A 15709-nucleotide genomic window follows, 5' to 3' on the forward strand; every position below is an offset into this window, starting at 1 on the left:
AAAAATCCAGATTTTTTGGTGCTGCAATGGTATAATTAGGTTGTCGTCGGGTATCTTATACGAGAGCAAAAATATCCGGAGCAGCAGGCAGATCATCAATCATAAACAGAGTTAGTATGGTAAAATCGATTCTATCAATCGTCTTGTTTGGTTTTAGTGCAGGAGCGGTGCAGGCGCAGGACACGCTGCAGGTACAAGGTACCTCACCCGCCCTTTACATATCCCATGTTGTTAAGAAAGGAGAAAATTTTTATAGCCTCAGCCGTGCATACGGTTTGCCGCCAAAGGAAATAGCCGCTGCGAATAAAGTGACTATGGAACAGGGATTGCAACTGGGACATAACCTGCATATTCCGCTCACCGCTGCCAACTTCTCACAGAAGGCAGATGCGGCAGGTAAACCCGTATATCATAAAGTAACTGACAAAGAAACTTTATACCGGGTAAGTGTGAATTACAACAAAGTTCCTCTGGATAACATCCGTCAATGGAATAGTTTTTCAGGTGATGGGTTGAAAAAAGATAGCTACGTGATCATCGGCTTTATGAAAGCTGGTGGTGCCGGGGGCGAAGCGGCTCCTAAAGTGGAGAAAGTGAAAGCGAAAGAAAAAGAAAAAGTGGCCCCGGTACCAGAACCTGTGGAAACAGCCGTAGCAGCACCACCCACACCTGCTCCGGTGAAAGAAACTGTTAAGAAAGAAACAGCACCTGCTCCCGAAGTAGCAGAAACACCTGCACCCGCTCCGGTTAAACCGGCAGCGGCCAACAGCAGTGCTGATTTTGAACAACTGTATGAGCAACAAACCAACAATGGTAAAAAAGCCGGCTCTGAAAAAGGCCCCGGTACCTGGTTTAAGAGCAATGCCGTTGGTAAATATTATGCTTTGCATAACACGGCTCCCCGTGGTACCATCATCAAAGTAACCAATCCGCTGAATGGTAAATCAGTATATGCAAAAGTACTGGACGTAATTCCGCAGATGAAATCCAATGCAGGCCTGATTATCAAGTTGAGCGACAGTGCCATGCAGGCTCTGGGAAGTAATGAATCCCGCTTTTATTGTGAGCTGAATTACGAAAACTAAGGTAACTATTACATAAAAAAGGAGCGGAGATGCTGTATTATACACATCTCCGCTCCTTTTTAGTGTCCGGCCAAGGCTAGGCACTAAACCGGTATCCCCGCAGGAAGGCCTCAATATCCATTTTTTTCTTGCCTTCCAGCTGTATTTCGTCCAGGTACAAATAGCCATCGGGCGCAGCAATTTTCACATAGGTTTTCTGATCTGTATCAAAGTCCCCGGGTGCTTTTGAAGGGGGGGTATGCTCTTTGTGAGCTTTGTATATTTTCAGGTTTTTCCCCTGGAAAGTAGTCCAGGCAGCAGGATAAGGACTCAATCCTCTTACATGATTGTAGATGTTGTCAAGAGGTTGCTGCCAGTTAATCTGGCAGGTTTCTTTGAATATCTTGGGTGCATGTTTTATTTCTGCAGCAGGAATATTCGCCTGAGGTGTTCCGGTGGCGTTGCCGACAGCAATGGCCTGCACTGTTTTAAGCAGGAGGGTGGCACCTGTATGCATCAGTGCATCATGCAATTCTCCGGCAGTTTCATCTTCCCGGATAGCTACTTTATCACTGAACAGGATATCACCGGTATCTATTTCATGTTGTAATTTAAACGTAGTAACGCCGGATTCTTTTTCGCCATTAATGATGGCCCAGTTAATAGGCGCAGCCCCGCGGTAGTTAGGCAACAGGGACGCATGTACGTTGATAGTACCTTCCGGTGGCATATTCCACACCATTTCCGGCAGCATCCGAAAAGCTACAACCACCTGCAGATCTGCTTTTAAAGCGGTTAATGCCGCAATGAAATCAGGGTTTTTCAGTTTTTCCGGTTGTAATACATGTAATCCTTTGCTGACAGCATATTGTTTCACTGCACTTTCCTGCAGCTGCAAGCCGCGGCCAGCCGGTTTATCCGGTGCCGTAATCACGCCAACAATGTTGAAGCCATTTTGCACCAAAATATCCAGAGACGCCACTGCAAAATCAGGCGTACCCATAAAAATAATACGGAGATCTTTACTCATAGGATGCAAAAATAATGAGGATTGTTTAGCTTTTAGCCATTAGCTTTTAGCTTTTAGCAAAATGCAGCGGAGATTAACATATAACATGTTCTTCGCTGCATTTTGCTAAAAGCTAAAAGCTAATGGCTAAAAGCTAATACAGCAGATACTTCGCGCGGATCACTTTAAATTTTGCTAATCCTGGTTCCCAGCTTTTGCGGATATCTGCCTCAGAAACGCCTTTTACGATCTGTTGCTGCAGCGTTGTATTACCCGCTACTTTGCTGAAGAATGGGATAAAGAATTTGTCTTTATCAGGGAATATCCGATAGGCATCCATCAGCCATTTCAATTCAATTTTACGGCCTTTATGGGGTACTGTTTCTGGTACATTGCTCAGGTCATAACCATAGCACAGCTGGTCTTTCAACACCGGGCTGGGATTGGAAGCACTGGCACGCGGGGTAAATGAAAAGCCCTGTTTGGGAAACAGTGGTGATCCATATACCTGGAAAGGCTTGTCGGTACCACGTCCCAGACTGAGTACGGTTCCTTCAAAAAAGCAGGTCGAAGAGTACAGATTGATGGCGGCCATATTGGGCAAATTGGGAGAGGGTTTGATGGGCACGCGGTAGAAGGTCTGATGGCTATAGTTTTCGCAGGGGATCACTTTAATATCACACTGTACACCTTTGCTGAGCCAGCGTTCTCCATTCAGCATGCGGGCATATTCACCAACAGTCATTCCATGTACAATCGGAATGGGCTGCATACCTATAAAGGAACGGTAAGCGGTATCGAGGATGGGGCCGTCAACATAGTCCCCATTGGGATTGGGACGGTCCAGGATGATGAGCGTTTTTTTATTTTCAGCAGCAGATTCCATGAGTTCCTGCAGGGAAGAAATGTAGGTGAAGAAGCGGGTACCTACATCCTGTATATCAAAGATGAGGATGTCTATATCTTTCAGGTCCGCTGCAGTGGCTTTGCGGTGCTGTCCGTATAGCGACACAATGGGAATACCGGTAGCCGAGTCAATACTGTTGGCCACTTTCTCACCATGACCAGCATTGCCTCTGAAACCATGTTCCGGGCTGAAAATCTTTTGAATTTTTATGTGGAGCTTCAGCAGAGAGTCCACCAGGTGCGTTTTTTCAATAGTCGCGGTTTGGTTCACCATCATGGCTACCCGCTTATTTTTCAATAGCGGCAAATACCGGGAAGTCTGTGTGGCGCCTGGCAATACAAGGTCCGCATATTGAGCGGAGGTTTCAAAAAAGCACCCCGCCAGGAGGATGCAAATAAGTAGTATACGGTTCATACCGTTAAGATACGGCAAAGCTTTATTGGCTGCATCAAAAAGCGCGGATTATAGCAGCTTTTTGTATCTTGCGCGTAATTATTAACACTAAACAATTAATTTTTATGCAAGCTGTTAAAAACGGGGATACAGTGAAGGTGCATTACCATGGCCGTTTAACGAACGGAACTACCTTTGATTCTTCTGAAGGTAGACCGCCGCTCGAATTCAAGGTAGGTGCCGGTATGGTTATCAAAGGATTTGAGAATGGTGTGCTGGACATGAAAGTGGGCGACAAGAAAACCATTCATATCCCTGTTGATCAGGCATATGGTCCCAAAAGCGAAGAAATGATCATGGATTTTCCAAAAGAAAATATCCCGGCTGATCTGAATCCTGAAGTAGGCATGGAATTGCAGATGAGCAATCCCCAGGGCCAGGTATTCCAGGTGAAAGTAGCTGCTATCGGTGAAGAGTTCATTACCCTGGATGCTAACCACGCCCTGGCTGGTGAAGATCTGGTTTTTGACCTGGAACTGGTAGAAATCGTATAATATTTAGGGATTTTTGATCTCCGGATGTAGTGATCAACCGCATCCGGATATTCGGAAATCCCTAAATAATTGTTATCCCAATGAGTCGTTTGTTATTATTTATTTCTCCCCATGCACCACTAATGGCCTTCTCCCAATGGTGTTTCCGGTGCCTCAAAGGCTGATTTCATATCACGTAAACAATCTGCACAAAGACAACCACTAAACTTTTGCTGGATGAAGTATCGCTCTTCTTCCGATAAGGTTACATCCTGACATTGGCAGCGTAGAATAGTACCTACACGGCATTCGAAGCTGCGCTGACATCGCGGACAGGTTACTGTTTCATGATATGCCATGCATAAAAGTAGCCATTTTTTTGCATGAAAGCATTTAGCCGTTAGCTTTTAGCTTTTAGCAAATGCAGTGAAGATCATGATATGTTAATCTCCGCTGCATTTGCTAAAAGCTAATGGCTAAAAGCTAACCGCTAACTGCTGTATCCTTGCATTCTTTGCGGCCGTCACCATATTACGAAGCGCAGCTTCGGTTTCCGCCCATTTACGGGTTTTAAGTCCGCAGTCCGGATTTACCCAGATATTGCGGGCTGGCAACAGCTGTGCTGCTTTATGTAGCAATACTTCCATTTCGGCCACTGTGGGTACTCTGGGAGAATGAATATCATATACGCCGGGTCCCGTTTCATTGGGATACCGGAAATGTGCAAATGCTTCCAGCAGCTCCATTTGTGAGCGGGATGTTTCTATTGTGATCACATCCGCATCCATGGCGGCGATATGTTCAATAATATCATTGAATTCCGCATAGCACATATGGGTGTGGATCTGGGTGGCATCATCTACTGTGCATACAGCAAGACGGAAGGCTTTTACTGCCTGTTCCAGGTATTCTGCACGCTGGGATTTGCGGAGTGGCAAGCCTTCACGCAGGGCAGGTTCATCTACCTGTATTACGGTGATACCCGCATCTTCCAGGTCTTTTACCTCATCGCGGATCGCCAGTGCCAGCTGGAAAGCCGTTTGCATGCGGGGTTGATCATTGCGCACAAATGACCACTGTAAGATAGTAATGGGGCCGGTAAGCATGCCTTTCACCGGTTTGCTGGTGAGTGATTGTGCATAGCGGCTCCAGGCTACGGTCATGGGTTCCGGACGTTGTACATCTCCGAAAATTACCGGTGGTTTTACACAACGGGTACCATAACTCTGCACCCAGCCGTTTTGTGTAAATACAAATCCATCGAGTTGTTCGCCGAAATATTCCACCATGTCATTCCGCTCAAACTCGCCATGTACCAGCACATCGAGACCAAGATTCTCCTGGCGGTAAATGGTTTCGGTAATGGCATTGCGGATATCTGCATTGTATGTTTCCTGCGTAATAATTCCTTTTTTGAGGTCTGCGCGCAGCTGTCTTATTTCCGTGGTTTGCGGGAAGGAGCCAATAGTGGTGGTAGGAAACAACGGCAGCTGTAAAACACTGTGCTGTAATACCTGTCGGTGCGGGAAAATGCTGTGGCGCTGGGTATCTGCAGTCGTAATCTGTTTTATCCTGGCTTTTACTTCCGGAAGATGTATGCTACTGGCCGTTTTACGGCTGTTCATTACTTTTTCGTTGTCGGCCAGCAAGGTGTCATCACCGGCGGCGATTTGCTGCAGCGCTATTACTTCGGTTACTTTTTGTTTCGCAAAAGCCATCCATTGTTTTACCTCGGAGTTCAGTGCTGTTTCATCTTCCAGGTTATAGGGAACATGGAGCAGAGAGCAGGAAGTACCGAGCAGGAGGCGGTCTTCACCAATTTTGGCAATTGCTTTTTTAATGAGATCCAGGGAAACAACATAGTCATTTTTCCAGATATTACGGCCATCTACCACACCGAGGGACAGCAGTTTATCTTCCGGTAAAGCAGATAATATGGCATCCAGTTGTTCCGGAGCCCGCACCAGGTCGATATGCAGCGCCTGTACCGGCAGCTGCAGGGCCAGCGCAGTATTATCTTCCAGACCACCGAAATAAGTGGTCAGCAATATTTTTGCCGCAGGCAATGCCTGTCTGATAGATGAATAGGCCGTATGATAAAGCTCTCTGAGAGCGGGTTCGAGGTCTGTTACCAGCGATGGTTCATCGAGTTGAATCCATTCTGCGCCTGCCTCCTGTAAAGCAGCAAGTAGTTGAATGTATGCCGGCAGTAACTTCTCCAGCAACTGCGTATAGCCTACACCGGCGTCTTTTATTTTACCACTTAAGATAAAGGTAACAGGCCCGATCAGTACCGGTTTGGTAGTAATACCCAGACTGAGTGCTTCTTTGAATTCCTGCACGCATTTGGGATGATGCAGTGCATATTGTTGACTGGCTTCAAATTCCGGCACCATGTAATGATAATTGGTATCGAACCATTTGGTCATTTCCAGGGCGGTGATATCAAAATTATTTTTCTGGTAACCCCTTGCCATGGCGAAGTACAGCTCTGGGCAGGTAGGGTTGGCAAATGTTTGTTGGAGGGCCCGGAAGCGGGATGGTATCACGCCCAGTGTTACACACATGTCCAGTACCTGGTCGTAATAAGAAAAGTCGTTGGATGGTATCAGGTCTATACCGGCTTCCTGCAGCAATGTCCAGTTTTCTTTTCGTAGCTGCCTTGCCGTTAGTTCAAGTCTTTCCAGTGAAATTTTTCCGGCCCAATAGTTTTCGCAGGCTTTTTTCAGTTCCCGCTGGCTGCCTATTCTGGGGTAGCCAGGAATGTTGGTAAGCATATATAGGATGTGTTTTATTCTTCACAAACCTATTATTATTGATCATTTGTTCGATCATTTGCATGAAATTCAGTTTTTTGTCTTAAAAAATAAGATAAAAAAAGAATAATTTACTTTTGGAGATATTGTGAGAGGTGGTAAAACAGAATAATCTACGGCAGGGGTGTATAGGTGATTTTCCTTAGGTTTGCAATATGTTTACAAATTACTCATATACGGTTGACAAACGCTTCATGCGTTATGTGCAAATAGATACGCAATCAGATCCGATGAGCAGCAGTTTTCCGACAACGGAAAAGCAGAAGGATCTGTCCCGCCTGCTGGTAAAGGAATTGCAGGAAATGGGCATTACGGATGCAGAGCTGGACGAGTATGGTTATGTTTATGCAACGATCCCCGCAAATACGGACAAAAAAGTACCGGTGATTTGTTTCTGTTCTCACGTAGATACTTCTTCAGACAGTAGTGGTACAGGCGTAAAGCCCATTGTACACCAGCAATATGATGGTGGTGACATTGCTTTGCCGGACGATGAAACTGTGGTGATCAGTGCAAAAGAACATCCTTACCTGGCCAGTAAAAAGGGCGATGACATCATTACTGCCAGCGGCACCACCTTGCTGGGAGCAGATGATAAAGCCGGAGTGGCAGAAATCATGGATGCGGCCAATTACCTGATGACACACCCGGAAGTAAAGCACGGTGCTATCCGCATCCTGTTTACCCCGGATGAAGAAGTGGGTCGTGGTGTGGAAAAAGTGAATATGCAAAAGCTGGCAGCAGATTTTGGTTATACCATGGATGGTGGAGAACTGGGTTCCCTGGAAGATGAGAACTTTTCTGCCGATGGCGCCAGGATTACCGTGTATGGCGTAAGTGCGCATCCCGGTGCGGCGAAGGATAAGCTGATCAGTGCTATTAAAATAGCCGGTGAAATCGTAGATGCGTTACCGAAAGACGGCCTTTCCCCTGAAACGACAGATGACCGCGAAGGTTTTATTCACCCGGTTCGTATACAGGGTACGGTAGAGAAAACGGAAATAGATTTTATTATCCGTGATTTTGACACCGCTCACCTGGAAGCGCATGAAACTTACCTGCGCCGTATTATGGACAAAGTACTGGATAAACACTATGGTGCAAAAGCTACTTTGAAAGTAACGGAGCAATATCGTAATATGAAAGAAGTGCTGGTGAAACACCCGGAAGTAACTGCCCATGCCGCAGAGGCCATACGCCGTGCAGGCGTACAGCCGCTGAGAATGAGCATTCGCGGTGGTACAGATGGTTCCCGGCTTTCTTTTATGGGATTACCCTGCCCGAATATTTTTACAGGGGAGATGGCCTTACATAGCAAGCATGAATATGTGAGCATACAGGATATGCGGAAAGCGGTGCAGACAATTGTATATCTGGCACAGGTTTGGGAAGAGAAGGCATAAATTATGCGGAAAACTTTCGCAAATATTTTCTTACTTTAACCGTTTATAGTAGTGTTCTACTTATGCACCCGTTAAAATATAGTTCATGTTGTTAGGTTTTATTACATTATTACAGGATTCTTTATTACGTCCCAAAGCAGATACTGTGGCACAGGGCATATCCGCTACCGCTGAGGCCACACCACAGATCCACCTGATAGACATGCTGATGAAAGGCGGTGTCCTGATGATTCCATTAGGTATCCTGTCGCTGATCGCAGTATATGTGTTTGTGGAAAGGGCCATCACTATTGCAAAAGCCGGGACACTGCCTGATAACTTTATGCCAATGATCCGTGATCAGATCACCACTGGTAATATGCAGTCAGCGCGTTCATTGGCCAAAAATACTGCTGGTCCCATTGCACGTATGATTGAAAAAGGGATTCAGCGTATAGGCAAGCCTATCGACAATATTGAGAAATCCATGGAAAATGTGGGTAAACTGGAAATCTACCGGATGGAAAAGAACCTGGTGATCCTGTCTATTATTGCAGGAATTGCACCAATGTTCGGGTTTCTTGGTACGATTGCGGGTATGATCCAAACCTTTTTCAACATCTCTATTACGTCAGATATTACACTGGGCACCATTGCCGGTGGTATCTATGTAAAGATGATCACCTCTGCATCCGGGTTAATTATCGGTATCGTAGCCTTCATTGGTTATAGCTACCTGAATGCACAGATTGATAAGGTAGTAAATAAGATGGAAGGCGCTTCAGCTGAATTCATCGATATTTTGCAGGAACCCACCCGCTAAAACAAAAGATCATGAATTTACGCAGGCGAAATAAGAGACAGGTGGAAATGCACAACTCTGCACTGAATGACATCCTGTTCATTCTGCTGTTGTTCTTCCTTATTGTTTCCACACTGGCTAATCCGAATGTTATTAAGCTGTTGTTGCCCAAAGCCAAGAGCAACACCAAATCCAAGCAAACAGTAGTAGTAAGTATTAATGAAAAACGCGAGTTTTTTGTAGGTACCAACAAAGTACCGTTTGATCGTCTGAAACAAGCCCTGGCTCCATCTATCGGCAATGAGAAGATAGAGCCTACGATTGTAATCAATGCCGAGAAATCAGTTCCCGTAGAAGATGTGGTGAATGTGATGGAAGTGGCCAGAGAAATGGGGGCTAAGGTGGTATTGGCGACAGCACATAAATAGCGGTTTAGCTTTTAGCCATTAGCTTTTAGCTTTTAGTAAAAATGCAGCGGAGATGAACATATCTGATGTTCTCCGCTGCATTTTTACTAAAAGCTAAAAGCTAATGGCTAACCGCTCCCTTCACCATCCTGTCTTTCCCGAACATATCCTGTTTCAGGACCACGTCTTTGAATCCCAGTTCTTCCATGAGGGTCACCACTTCTTTACCCAATGCTTCATTGATTTCAAAGTAAAGCGCTCCGCCAGGGAGTAGTTTACTTTTTGCCATCACAGAAATATGGCGGTAAAATAACAGGGCATCGTTGTCAGGAACAAAAAGGGCCAGGGAGGGCTCAAAGCCCCAAACCAGCTCCTGCATTGTTTTTTGCTCGCTTTGTGTAATATAGGGCGGATTGCTGACGATCATATCAAATTCAGGTAATGTGGCCAGCTGCGAGGGATCCAGTGCATCCAGCAGCATAAAGTTAACATCCAGTCTTTGACGGGAGGCGTTGCTGCGGGCTACTTCCAGGGCGCCTTCACTTACATCTATTGCAGACACCTGTGCGTCAGGCAATGATTTTTTCAGGGCCAGGGGAATACATCCGCTGCCCGTGCCCACGTCCAGCAGGTGCAGGCGATGGCGGTGTGCCGCATCCTGTACCATCCATTCTACCAGCTCTTCGGTTTCCGGGCGGGGGATGAGCACATTTTTATTTACCAGGAGTTCCATGCCGTAGAACCAGCTACTACCAGTAATGTATTGCACCGGCTCGTGGCGCTGCAGTGCTTCAATGGCTGCTTTTAGTCGTTGATTCTGATCGGGGGAGAGGATTTTTGTTTTGTGAACAATGCGATCCAGTTTACTCATGCCCGTTAGGTATTCCATGATAATGTGCGCTATATTGGCGGCTTCCCGCTCCTCATATAGTTCACTGATGGCACCAGTAATATAGGTAAAGGCCGTTTGTATAGTCAATATAAATAGTTTAAGGAATATAACCGGAAAAATGCAAACCTGGGGGAGCGGCATTTTCCACTGGCTAAAAACGATACATTTGCAAAAATATTACATCGCTGGCGATTATGAATAGCACGTTCAATGAATTTTTTATGCAGCGCTGCCTGGAGCTGGCCGCTATGGGAGCAGGTCAGGTAGCGCCTAATCCAATGGTAGGAGCTGTACTGGTTCACCAGGGGCGCATCATAGGAGAGGGCTATCACCGGCAGTACGGGCAGGCCCATGCAGAGGTGAATTGCGTTAACAGCGTTGCCGCAGAAGATCAGTCATTGATCCCGCTGGCAACCATGTACGTAAGCCTGGAGCCTTGCGCCCATCATGGCAAAACGCCGCCCTGCGCCGATTTGATTGTATCCCGGGGAATTAAAGAAGTGGTGATTGGCTGCATAGATACGTTTTCTGCCGTAGCAGGTAAAGGCATTGAGAAGCTGAAAAAAGCAGGGATAACTGTGCATACAGGCATGCTGGAGGCAGAATGCCGGTATATCAACCGCCGTTTTTTTACTTTTCATGAAAAGAAACGCCCCTATATTGTACTGAAGTGGGCGCAGGCCAGCAATGGCATCATGGCCGCTGCAGGTGGAGCACCCGTAAAAATATCCAATTCTTACAGCGACCGGCTGGTGCATAAATGGCGCAGTGGGGAGATGGGCATCCTGGTAGGTACCCGAACAGCTATCCTGGATAATCCCAGGCTGAATAACCGGCTGTGGACCGGCAAAGATCCTGTTCGCCTCATCATCGACCGGGAAGGGAAAGTTCCGCGCTCCCACCATGTATGGGATGGTAGCATTCCTACCATATTTATCACAGGCAGCAGGGCAGAAACCCACGGGTTGACGGAAATCATGGAGTTGGATTTTACCGATATGCTGCCCGCCTTACTGAAACAGCTACACAAGCGGCATATTCAGAGCGTTTTGGTAGAAGGTGGTCCTCATCTGTTGCAGCAGTTTATCGCAGCCGGGTTATGGGATGAGGCCCGCATTATAACAGGTACGGTTACACTGGCAGATGGACTGGCAGCACCAGTGCTCACCCGGGCAATAAGTGTAGATACGATGCAGGTGAACGGCGACCGTATTGATTTTTATAATCCTGCGTAGTTTTCAGGTGCGCATTTTAAATGATATTGATGGAGGTTTATTTTACAATTGATAAAACAGCTGTAGCAGAGTTCAAGGACAGGGGCAGCAAATTTCTGGCATATGCCTTTCCTGTCAAAACCCCGGAAGAGGTAAAAGAAGCCCTCGGAGAAGTGAAAAAGGAACACCCCAAAGCTACACACCACTGTTATGCTTATCGCCTGGGTACCGCTGGTCTCCAGTTTCGTGCCAGTGATGACGGTGAGCCATCCGGATCAGCCGGAAAGCCTATCCTGGGGCAAATAGACAGCAAACAGATTACGGATGTACTCATTGTAGTAGTACGTTATTTCGGTGGCAGTCTCCTGGGTGTACCCGGACTTATTAACGCTTATAAAATGAGCGCTGCAATGGTATTACAACTGATCCCGGTTATCCAGAAAAATATAGAAGCAAAATATCATCTCAGCTTTGATTACACCATCATGAATGATGTGATGATGGTGGTAAAACAAAACAACTGCACCGTGTTATCCCAGGATTTGCAGTTATTTTGTGAGATGGAAATAGGGGTGCCTAAATCCGGCGAAGAGCTGTGCCTCCTGCGTTTGAAAGATATTTACGGACTGGATATAAAAAAGCATAAAGCATAAAGCATAAAGCATAAAGCATAAAGCATAAAGCATAAAGCATAAAGCATAAAGCTTAAAGCATAAAGCATAAAGCATAAAGCTATCAGAGCAAATGATCAGTGCGATTTTGCAATTAATTATTCGCGCTGATCATTTGCTCTGATAGCTTTWTGCTTTCCGCTTTATGCCTTCTGCCTTCTGCCTAAAAGATAGGAATCCATACTTATCAGGATCATCTTACGAATATTTACCTATCCCCATCTCCTGTGCAATATTTTTCCACGTTTACATAAAATTGACCCCGTTTTATGTATTTTTTCTTAAATTTAATTTTGTTAACTAACGATTTTAATTAGCCCGTTTTTAGTTTTTATAACAGTATCCGTCCGTTTTATTCAGGATACATACAGGACCATATTAATATTAAAAGCCCCCTTGTTTATGTTACATACCATAACAACCGTATCTATCGCCGACAAGCAATTTAAACAATTCCATTCCCTGCGCCTGGAGCAACAATTACAGGGGCATCATCATTTTGAGCTGAAGATCGGCTACGACTGGCTGCAGGAATTGGGTCCCGGCATCGTATCTGCCACCAAAGCTTTCCTGGGAAAAGAAGTGAGTATCACGATCCAGGCCTATGAGGCATTACAGCATTATGATCCGCTGATCTTTAATGGTATTGTGATGTCTGTCAGCTCCGGTAAGGAAAGCGATGGCACACATGGCTTTTGCGTGATCCGCGGATATAGTCCCACGATATTGCTGAATAATGACCCACATGTACAAGCCTTCGAGAACCAGGACCTGGCTACGATTGTGAATACCGCTCTGAAAGCCTGTGGTCCTTACATTTCGCGTCCATTGGTAGACCCGGCTACGACTACTTCTCTGAAATATATTGTGCAGTATAAAGAAACATCTTTTGACTTTCTGCACCGGATGTCGGAGCGTTTTGGCGAATGGTTTTTTTATAACGGACAGCAGGTTGTTTTTGGAAAATATCAACCAAGAGAAATATCATTGGTACACCTGGTAGACTTGATGAGCTTCGACCTGGAAATGAAGGTGCAGCCTAATAATCAGCACCTGAACGGATATGACTACCGCAGTAATAAGGTAGTGGATAATTCCACTTCTGCGCAGCCGGCAGGAAAAGTAAATGATTATACACAACATGTACAGGGGTTAAGTGAGAAGTTATACAGTAATCCTTCTCTGTATAAAATGACACACGCTTTTACCAGCAATGCAAAAGCAGAACTGGATACGCTGGTGACCCGGCAGAAGAAAGGCCGTATGGCGGCGATGGTGCAGCTGAAAGGCAGCAGCAGACATACTTCCCTGCGGGTAGGAGATCATATTGCCATCCAGGAAAATGTATATGCGAAAGATGATCATGGTAAATTCATGATCTGGGGTCTGACGCATCATGTTACCGGCAACGGTGATTACTATAATGAGTTTGAAGGTATTCCAGCAGATGCTGCCGCACCACCGGTGAACCTGGAAAATATGCCTTTCTCCGAAGCACAAAGTGCCACCGTGGTAGACAACCATGATCCTAAAGACCTGGGCCGCGTAAGGGCCCGCTTTAAATGGCAGCAACAGGGAATGACGCCCTGGATGCGGGTGGTATCTCCTCATGGCGGTGGTAGTAAAGGCATGTATATGGTGCCGGAAAAAGGAGAGGAAATAGTCGTGGACTTCGAAGGTGGCAACCCGGAACTGCCTTTTGTGCTGGGTACCACTTATAACGGAGAAGGCAAGTCGGGCTTCGGTACTGCAGCCAATGATATGAAAGCTATCCGTACCCGTAGTGGCATTTCCATCTTATTGAATGATGCCGATGGCAGCGTTACAATTACGGACCCTGGTGGTAACCGCATTTTTATGGATGGCAAGGAAAGTATTGCCATTTCTTCCAAAACAAAAATGGATATTTCTTCCAAAGAAATTCAAATCAGCGCAGAAAAATTCACCATTGCAGCATCAGACTCAGGTACTTTGACGGCAACGAAAGGAATTTATATGGAAGGAAAGGAATCAGTTGTTGTAAAAGGAAAAGATACCCTGTTTAAAGGGGATAGTTCCATTACTATGCTGACGAAGGAGTTCCTGGCCAAAGGCAGTACCACTGCAAATATTGCAGGTGATTCTGTTACCGTCAACGCCAAGAAAGATGTGTCGGTGAGTTGTACTGCCGACCTGGTAGTATCCGGCGGACTAGTGAAAATAAATTCCTGATTCCTTAATGTTAACTTATGACGACCTCACCATCCATTGGGCAGGAATTCTATAAAGTAAGAGACGCCTGGGCCGTTGCTGATCAGCAAAAACACTGGAAGCTGGCTATCTGGCTGGTACAATATGCAGATGTAGATATTATTGATAAATTCCTGGAAATTGAACGGACTGCTGTAGGTGTTTTCAAAGAGATTTTTTTTCGTTTTGATGCGCCCTGGAACGGGGATCATGAAGCCTGGGAGAAAGCATTGTGGGAGGAATATATCAGCTGGTTTGAGCCGGTACCCGATTCGAAGTATGATATTTACGGCGCATTAAAAAAGGACAGATTGCTGAAACAGGATTATCAGCCAGACATGACACTAGCACCATGTGTGCAGAGTGTATGGAAAGAATTACTTCGTTTTAAATCTTATATCACTGGTCTGGAAAATATCGGCTGTTGCATTTATTTTCCTATGCTGAGACCGGATAGTCCGGATGCCGGCGACTGGTACGCCGATGTACTGAAGAAAGGTCTGCCGGATGGCATTCGTCTGGTTACCATTGACATTGCAACCAACCCCAGGATTACGCTTTCCCAAAAAATATTAGCTGAACAGGTAACATTGTTGCAGCCACAGCTGGATATGGTGGCCGCGATAAAAAACGATATGGACAAAGGTGGCGGCAATTCTGATACTGTCAGCATCGATGCACGTTTCCGTAAACAGATCCGTAAAGTAATGGACTGCACCACGCAGCAGGATACAGGCGTCCTGGATAATGAAATAACTGTGTTGCTTTCCCTGTGTAAAAAGATGGGTGGTACCACACATGCCGTAGCTGGTTTGGTGATAACGGCCCAGGCTTATTTTATGATCCGGGAACCCAATAAAAGTGCTGTTTATGCAGATAAAGCCATCTTACAATCCAGGCAGCTCATGGATGCCAACGATCCGGCGGGGTATCCCACCTGGAAGTCATGCGTCATGATAAAAGCAGCCATATTGGTAGGCAAAAAGAAACGTAAACAGGCGATCGCATTGTATGAGGAGCTGGCACATGAAGCGGCGGATAAAGGAGATGCTTTCATGATCATGGAAGGCTACCGGCTTTGTGGTCACTTGTATTATGAACTGAGTCAACTGAATATTGCGTTTGAGAATCTTTTGCTTTCCCTTACCGGTGGCAGCTACCTGGAGCTGGAAGTAAGGCGTCAGTCTACTTTCCTGCACGCCGCCAGCATGGCGGTTCACCTTTGTGAAAAAATCAGAGGACCGGAAGATCTGAAAATATTACAGGACCATTTACAGGAATTACTAGGTGATGACTGGGCCACCCTGCTTCAATCTGAAGGCATGGATAAGGCCACTGTAAGACGTAAGTCCTCTCTTTTTGAATTTAACTAAATAGCCCACTCCCCACA

General features: G+C 45.8%; 14 protein-coding genes. 9 read left to right on the plus strand and 5 right to left on the minus strand.

The genetic code is table 11. From position 1 onward, the window contains the following. Positions 1 to 116: 116 nt before the first annotated feature. Positions 117 to 1085, plus strand: coding sequence for a DPBB and LysM peptidoglycan-binding domain-containing protein (locus AC1DCV_RS03215; protein ID WP_477021801.1), 969 nt, complete (start codon positions 117 to 119; stop codon positions 1083 to 1085). A gap of 76 nt (positions 1086 to 1161) precedes the next feature. Here AC1DCV_RS03215 and fmt read toward each other — a convergent pair whose 3' ends face one another. Together fmt and AC1DCV_RS03225 are read right to left on the minus strand one after the other, a co-directional pair. Continuing rightward, entirely contained in the window at positions 1162 to 2094 is a 933-nt protein-coding gene (gene fmt / locus AC1DCV_RS03220) for a methionyl-tRNA formyltransferase (RefSeq protein WP_477021802.1), read from the minus strand. Positions 2095 to 2227: 133 nt separating this feature from the next. Then, a complete protein-coding gene (locus tag AC1DCV_RS03225) occupies positions 2228 to 3394 on the minus strand; it encodes an exo-beta-N-acetylmuramidase NamZ family protein (RefSeq protein ID WP_477021803.1) in 1167 nt (388 codons plus the stop codon). Positions 3395 to 3498: 104 nt separating this feature from the next. Here AC1DCV_RS03225 and AC1DCV_RS03230 point away from each other — a divergent pair, with 104 nt between their 5' ends. Then, on the plus strand, positions 3499 to 3927 hold the full coding sequence (locus AC1DCV_RS03230) for an FKBP-type peptidyl-prolyl cis-trans isomerase (RefSeq protein ID WP_133810109.1): 429 nt from the start codon (positions 3499 to 3501) through the stop codon (positions 3925 to 3927). Positions 3928 to 4046: 119 nt separating this feature from the next. Here the strand turns inward: AC1DCV_RS03230 and AC1DCV_RS03235 are convergent, their stop codons facing one another. Together AC1DCV_RS03235 and metE are read right to left on the minus strand one after the other, a co-directional pair. Then, the gene (locus tag AC1DCV_RS03235) at positions 4047 to 4265 is read right to left on the minus strand and encodes a cysteine-rich CWC family protein (protein ID WP_477021804.1); all 219 of its coding nucleotides are present in this window, start codon (positions 4263 to 4265) and stop codon (positions 4047 to 4049) included. Positions 4266 to 4382: 117 nt separating this feature from the next. Further along, complete coding sequence (gene metE / locus AC1DCV_RS03240; protein WP_477021805.1) at positions 4383 to 6683, minus strand: 5-methyltetrahydropteroyltriglutamate--homocysteine S-methyltransferase; 2301 nt, start codon at positions 6681 to 6683, stop codon at positions 4383 to 4385. A gap of 194 nt (positions 6684 to 6877) precedes the next feature. On the opposite strand from metE, the gene pepT reads away from it, so the two are divergent. The 3 genes from pepT to AC1DCV_RS03255 all read left to right on the plus strand — a co-directional run bounded on the left by pepT (position 6878) and on the right by AC1DCV_RS03255 (position 9334). After that, positions 6878 to 8125, plus strand: coding sequence for a peptidase T (pepT, locus tag AC1DCV_RS03245; protein WP_477021806.1), 1248 nt, complete (start codon positions 6878 to 6880; stop codon positions 8123 to 8125). Between the two features lie 85 nt (positions 8126 to 8210). Further along, entirely contained in the window at positions 8211 to 8927 is a 717-nt protein-coding gene (locus AC1DCV_RS03250; RefSeq protein ID WP_441572244.1) for a MotA/TolQ/ExbB proton channel family protein, read from the plus strand. An 11-nt stretch (positions 8928 to 8938) separates the two neighbouring features. Continuing rightward, positions 8939 to 9334, plus strand: a complete 396-nt coding sequence (locus AC1DCV_RS03255) for an ExbD/TolR family protein (protein ID WP_477021807.1) — start codon at positions 8939 to 8941, stop codon at positions 9332 to 9334. A 100-nt stretch (positions 9335 to 9434) separates the two neighbouring features. Here AC1DCV_RS03255 and prmC read toward each other — a convergent pair whose 3' ends face one another. Beyond that, on the minus strand, positions 9435 to 10292 hold the full coding sequence (gene prmC / locus AC1DCV_RS03260) for a peptide chain release factor N(5)-glutamine methyltransferase (protein ID WP_477021808.1): 858 nt from the start codon (positions 10290 to 10292) through the stop codon (positions 9435 to 9437). A 107-nt stretch (positions 10293 to 10399) separates the two neighbouring features. On the opposite strand from prmC, the gene ribD reads away from it, so the two are divergent. From ribD to AC1DCV_RS03280, 4 genes are all read left to right on the plus strand, one after another. Continuing rightward, positions 10400 to 11440, plus strand: coding sequence for a bifunctional diaminohydroxyphosphoribosylaminopyrimidine deaminase/5-amino-6-(5-phosphoribosylamino)uracil reductase RibD (gene ribD, locus AC1DCV_RS03265; protein ID WP_477021809.1), 1041 nt, complete (start codon positions 10400 to 10402; stop codon positions 11438 to 11440). A gap of 29 nt (positions 11441 to 11469) precedes the next feature. Further along, complete coding sequence (locus AC1DCV_RS03270; protein ID WP_441572240.1) at positions 11470 to 12072, plus strand: IMPACT family protein; 603 nt, start codon at positions 11470 to 11472, stop codon at positions 12070 to 12072. 420 nt (positions 12073 to 12492) lie between these two features. After that, positions 12493 to 14301, plus strand: a complete 1809-nt coding sequence (locus AC1DCV_RS03275; protein WP_477021810.1) for a type VI secretion system Vgr family protein — start codon at positions 12493 to 12495, stop codon at positions 14299 to 14301. A gap of 17 nt (positions 14302 to 14318) precedes the next feature. Then, positions 14319 to 15692 (plus strand): hypothetical protein, encoded by a 1374-nt coding sequence (locus AC1DCV_RS03280; protein WP_477021811.1) that lies wholly within the window; start codon positions 14319 to 14321, stop codon positions 15690 to 15692. The last annotated feature ends 17 nt before the right edge of the window (positions 15693 to 15709 follow it).

It is taken from the genome of Chitinophaga sp. 10T418 (assembly GCF_056394125.1).

Coding starts and splice junctions, on each gene's coding strand:
- AC1DCV_RS03255 (WP_477021807.1), top strand. CDS start 8,939: ATGAATTTACGCAGGCGAAATAAGAGACAGGTGGAAATGCACAACTCT.
- AC1DCV_RS03235 (WP_477021804.1), bottom strand. CDS start 4,265: ATGGCATATCATGAAACAGTAACCTGTCCGCGATGTCAGCGCAGCTTC.
- AC1DCV_RS03215 (WP_477021801.1), top strand. CDS start 117: ATGGTAAAATCGATTCTATCAATCGTCTTGTTTGGTTTTAGTGCAGGA.
- metE (WP_477021805.1), bottom strand. CDS start 6,683: ATGCTTACCAACATTCCTGGCTACCCCAGAATAGGCAGCCAGCGGGAA.
- fmt (WP_477021802.1), bottom strand. CDS start 2,094: ATGAGTAAAGATCTCCGTATTATTTTTATGGGTACGCCTGATTTTGCA.
- AC1DCV_RS03275 (WP_477021810.1), top strand. CDS start 12,493: ATGTTACATACCATAACAACCGTATCTATCGCCGACAAGCAATTTAAA.
- AC1DCV_RS03280 (WP_477021811.1), top strand. CDS start 14,319: ATGACGACCTCACCATCCATTGGGCAGGAATTCTATAAAGTAAGAGAC.
- AC1DCV_RS03250 (WP_441572244.1), top strand. CDS start 8,211: ATGTTGTTAGGTTTTATTACATTATTACAGGATTCTTTATTACGTCCC.
- AC1DCV_RS03225 (WP_477021803.1), bottom strand. CDS start 3,394: ATGAACCGTATACTACTTATTTGCATCCTCCTGGCGGGGTGCTTTTTT.
- ribD (WP_477021809.1), top strand. CDS start 10,400: ATGAATAGCACGTTCAATGAATTTTTTATGCAGCGCTGCCTGGAGCTG.
- AC1DCV_RS03270 (WP_441572240.1), top strand. CDS start 11,470: ATGGAGGTTTATTTTACAATTGATAAAACAGCTGTAGCAGAGTTCAAG.
- AC1DCV_RS03230 (WP_133810109.1), top strand. CDS start 3,499: ATGCAAGCTGTTAAAAACGGGGATACAGTGAAGGTGCATTACCATGGC.
- pepT (WP_477021806.1), top strand. CDS start 6,878: ATGTTTACAAATTACTCATATACGGTTGACAAACGCTTCATGCGTTAT.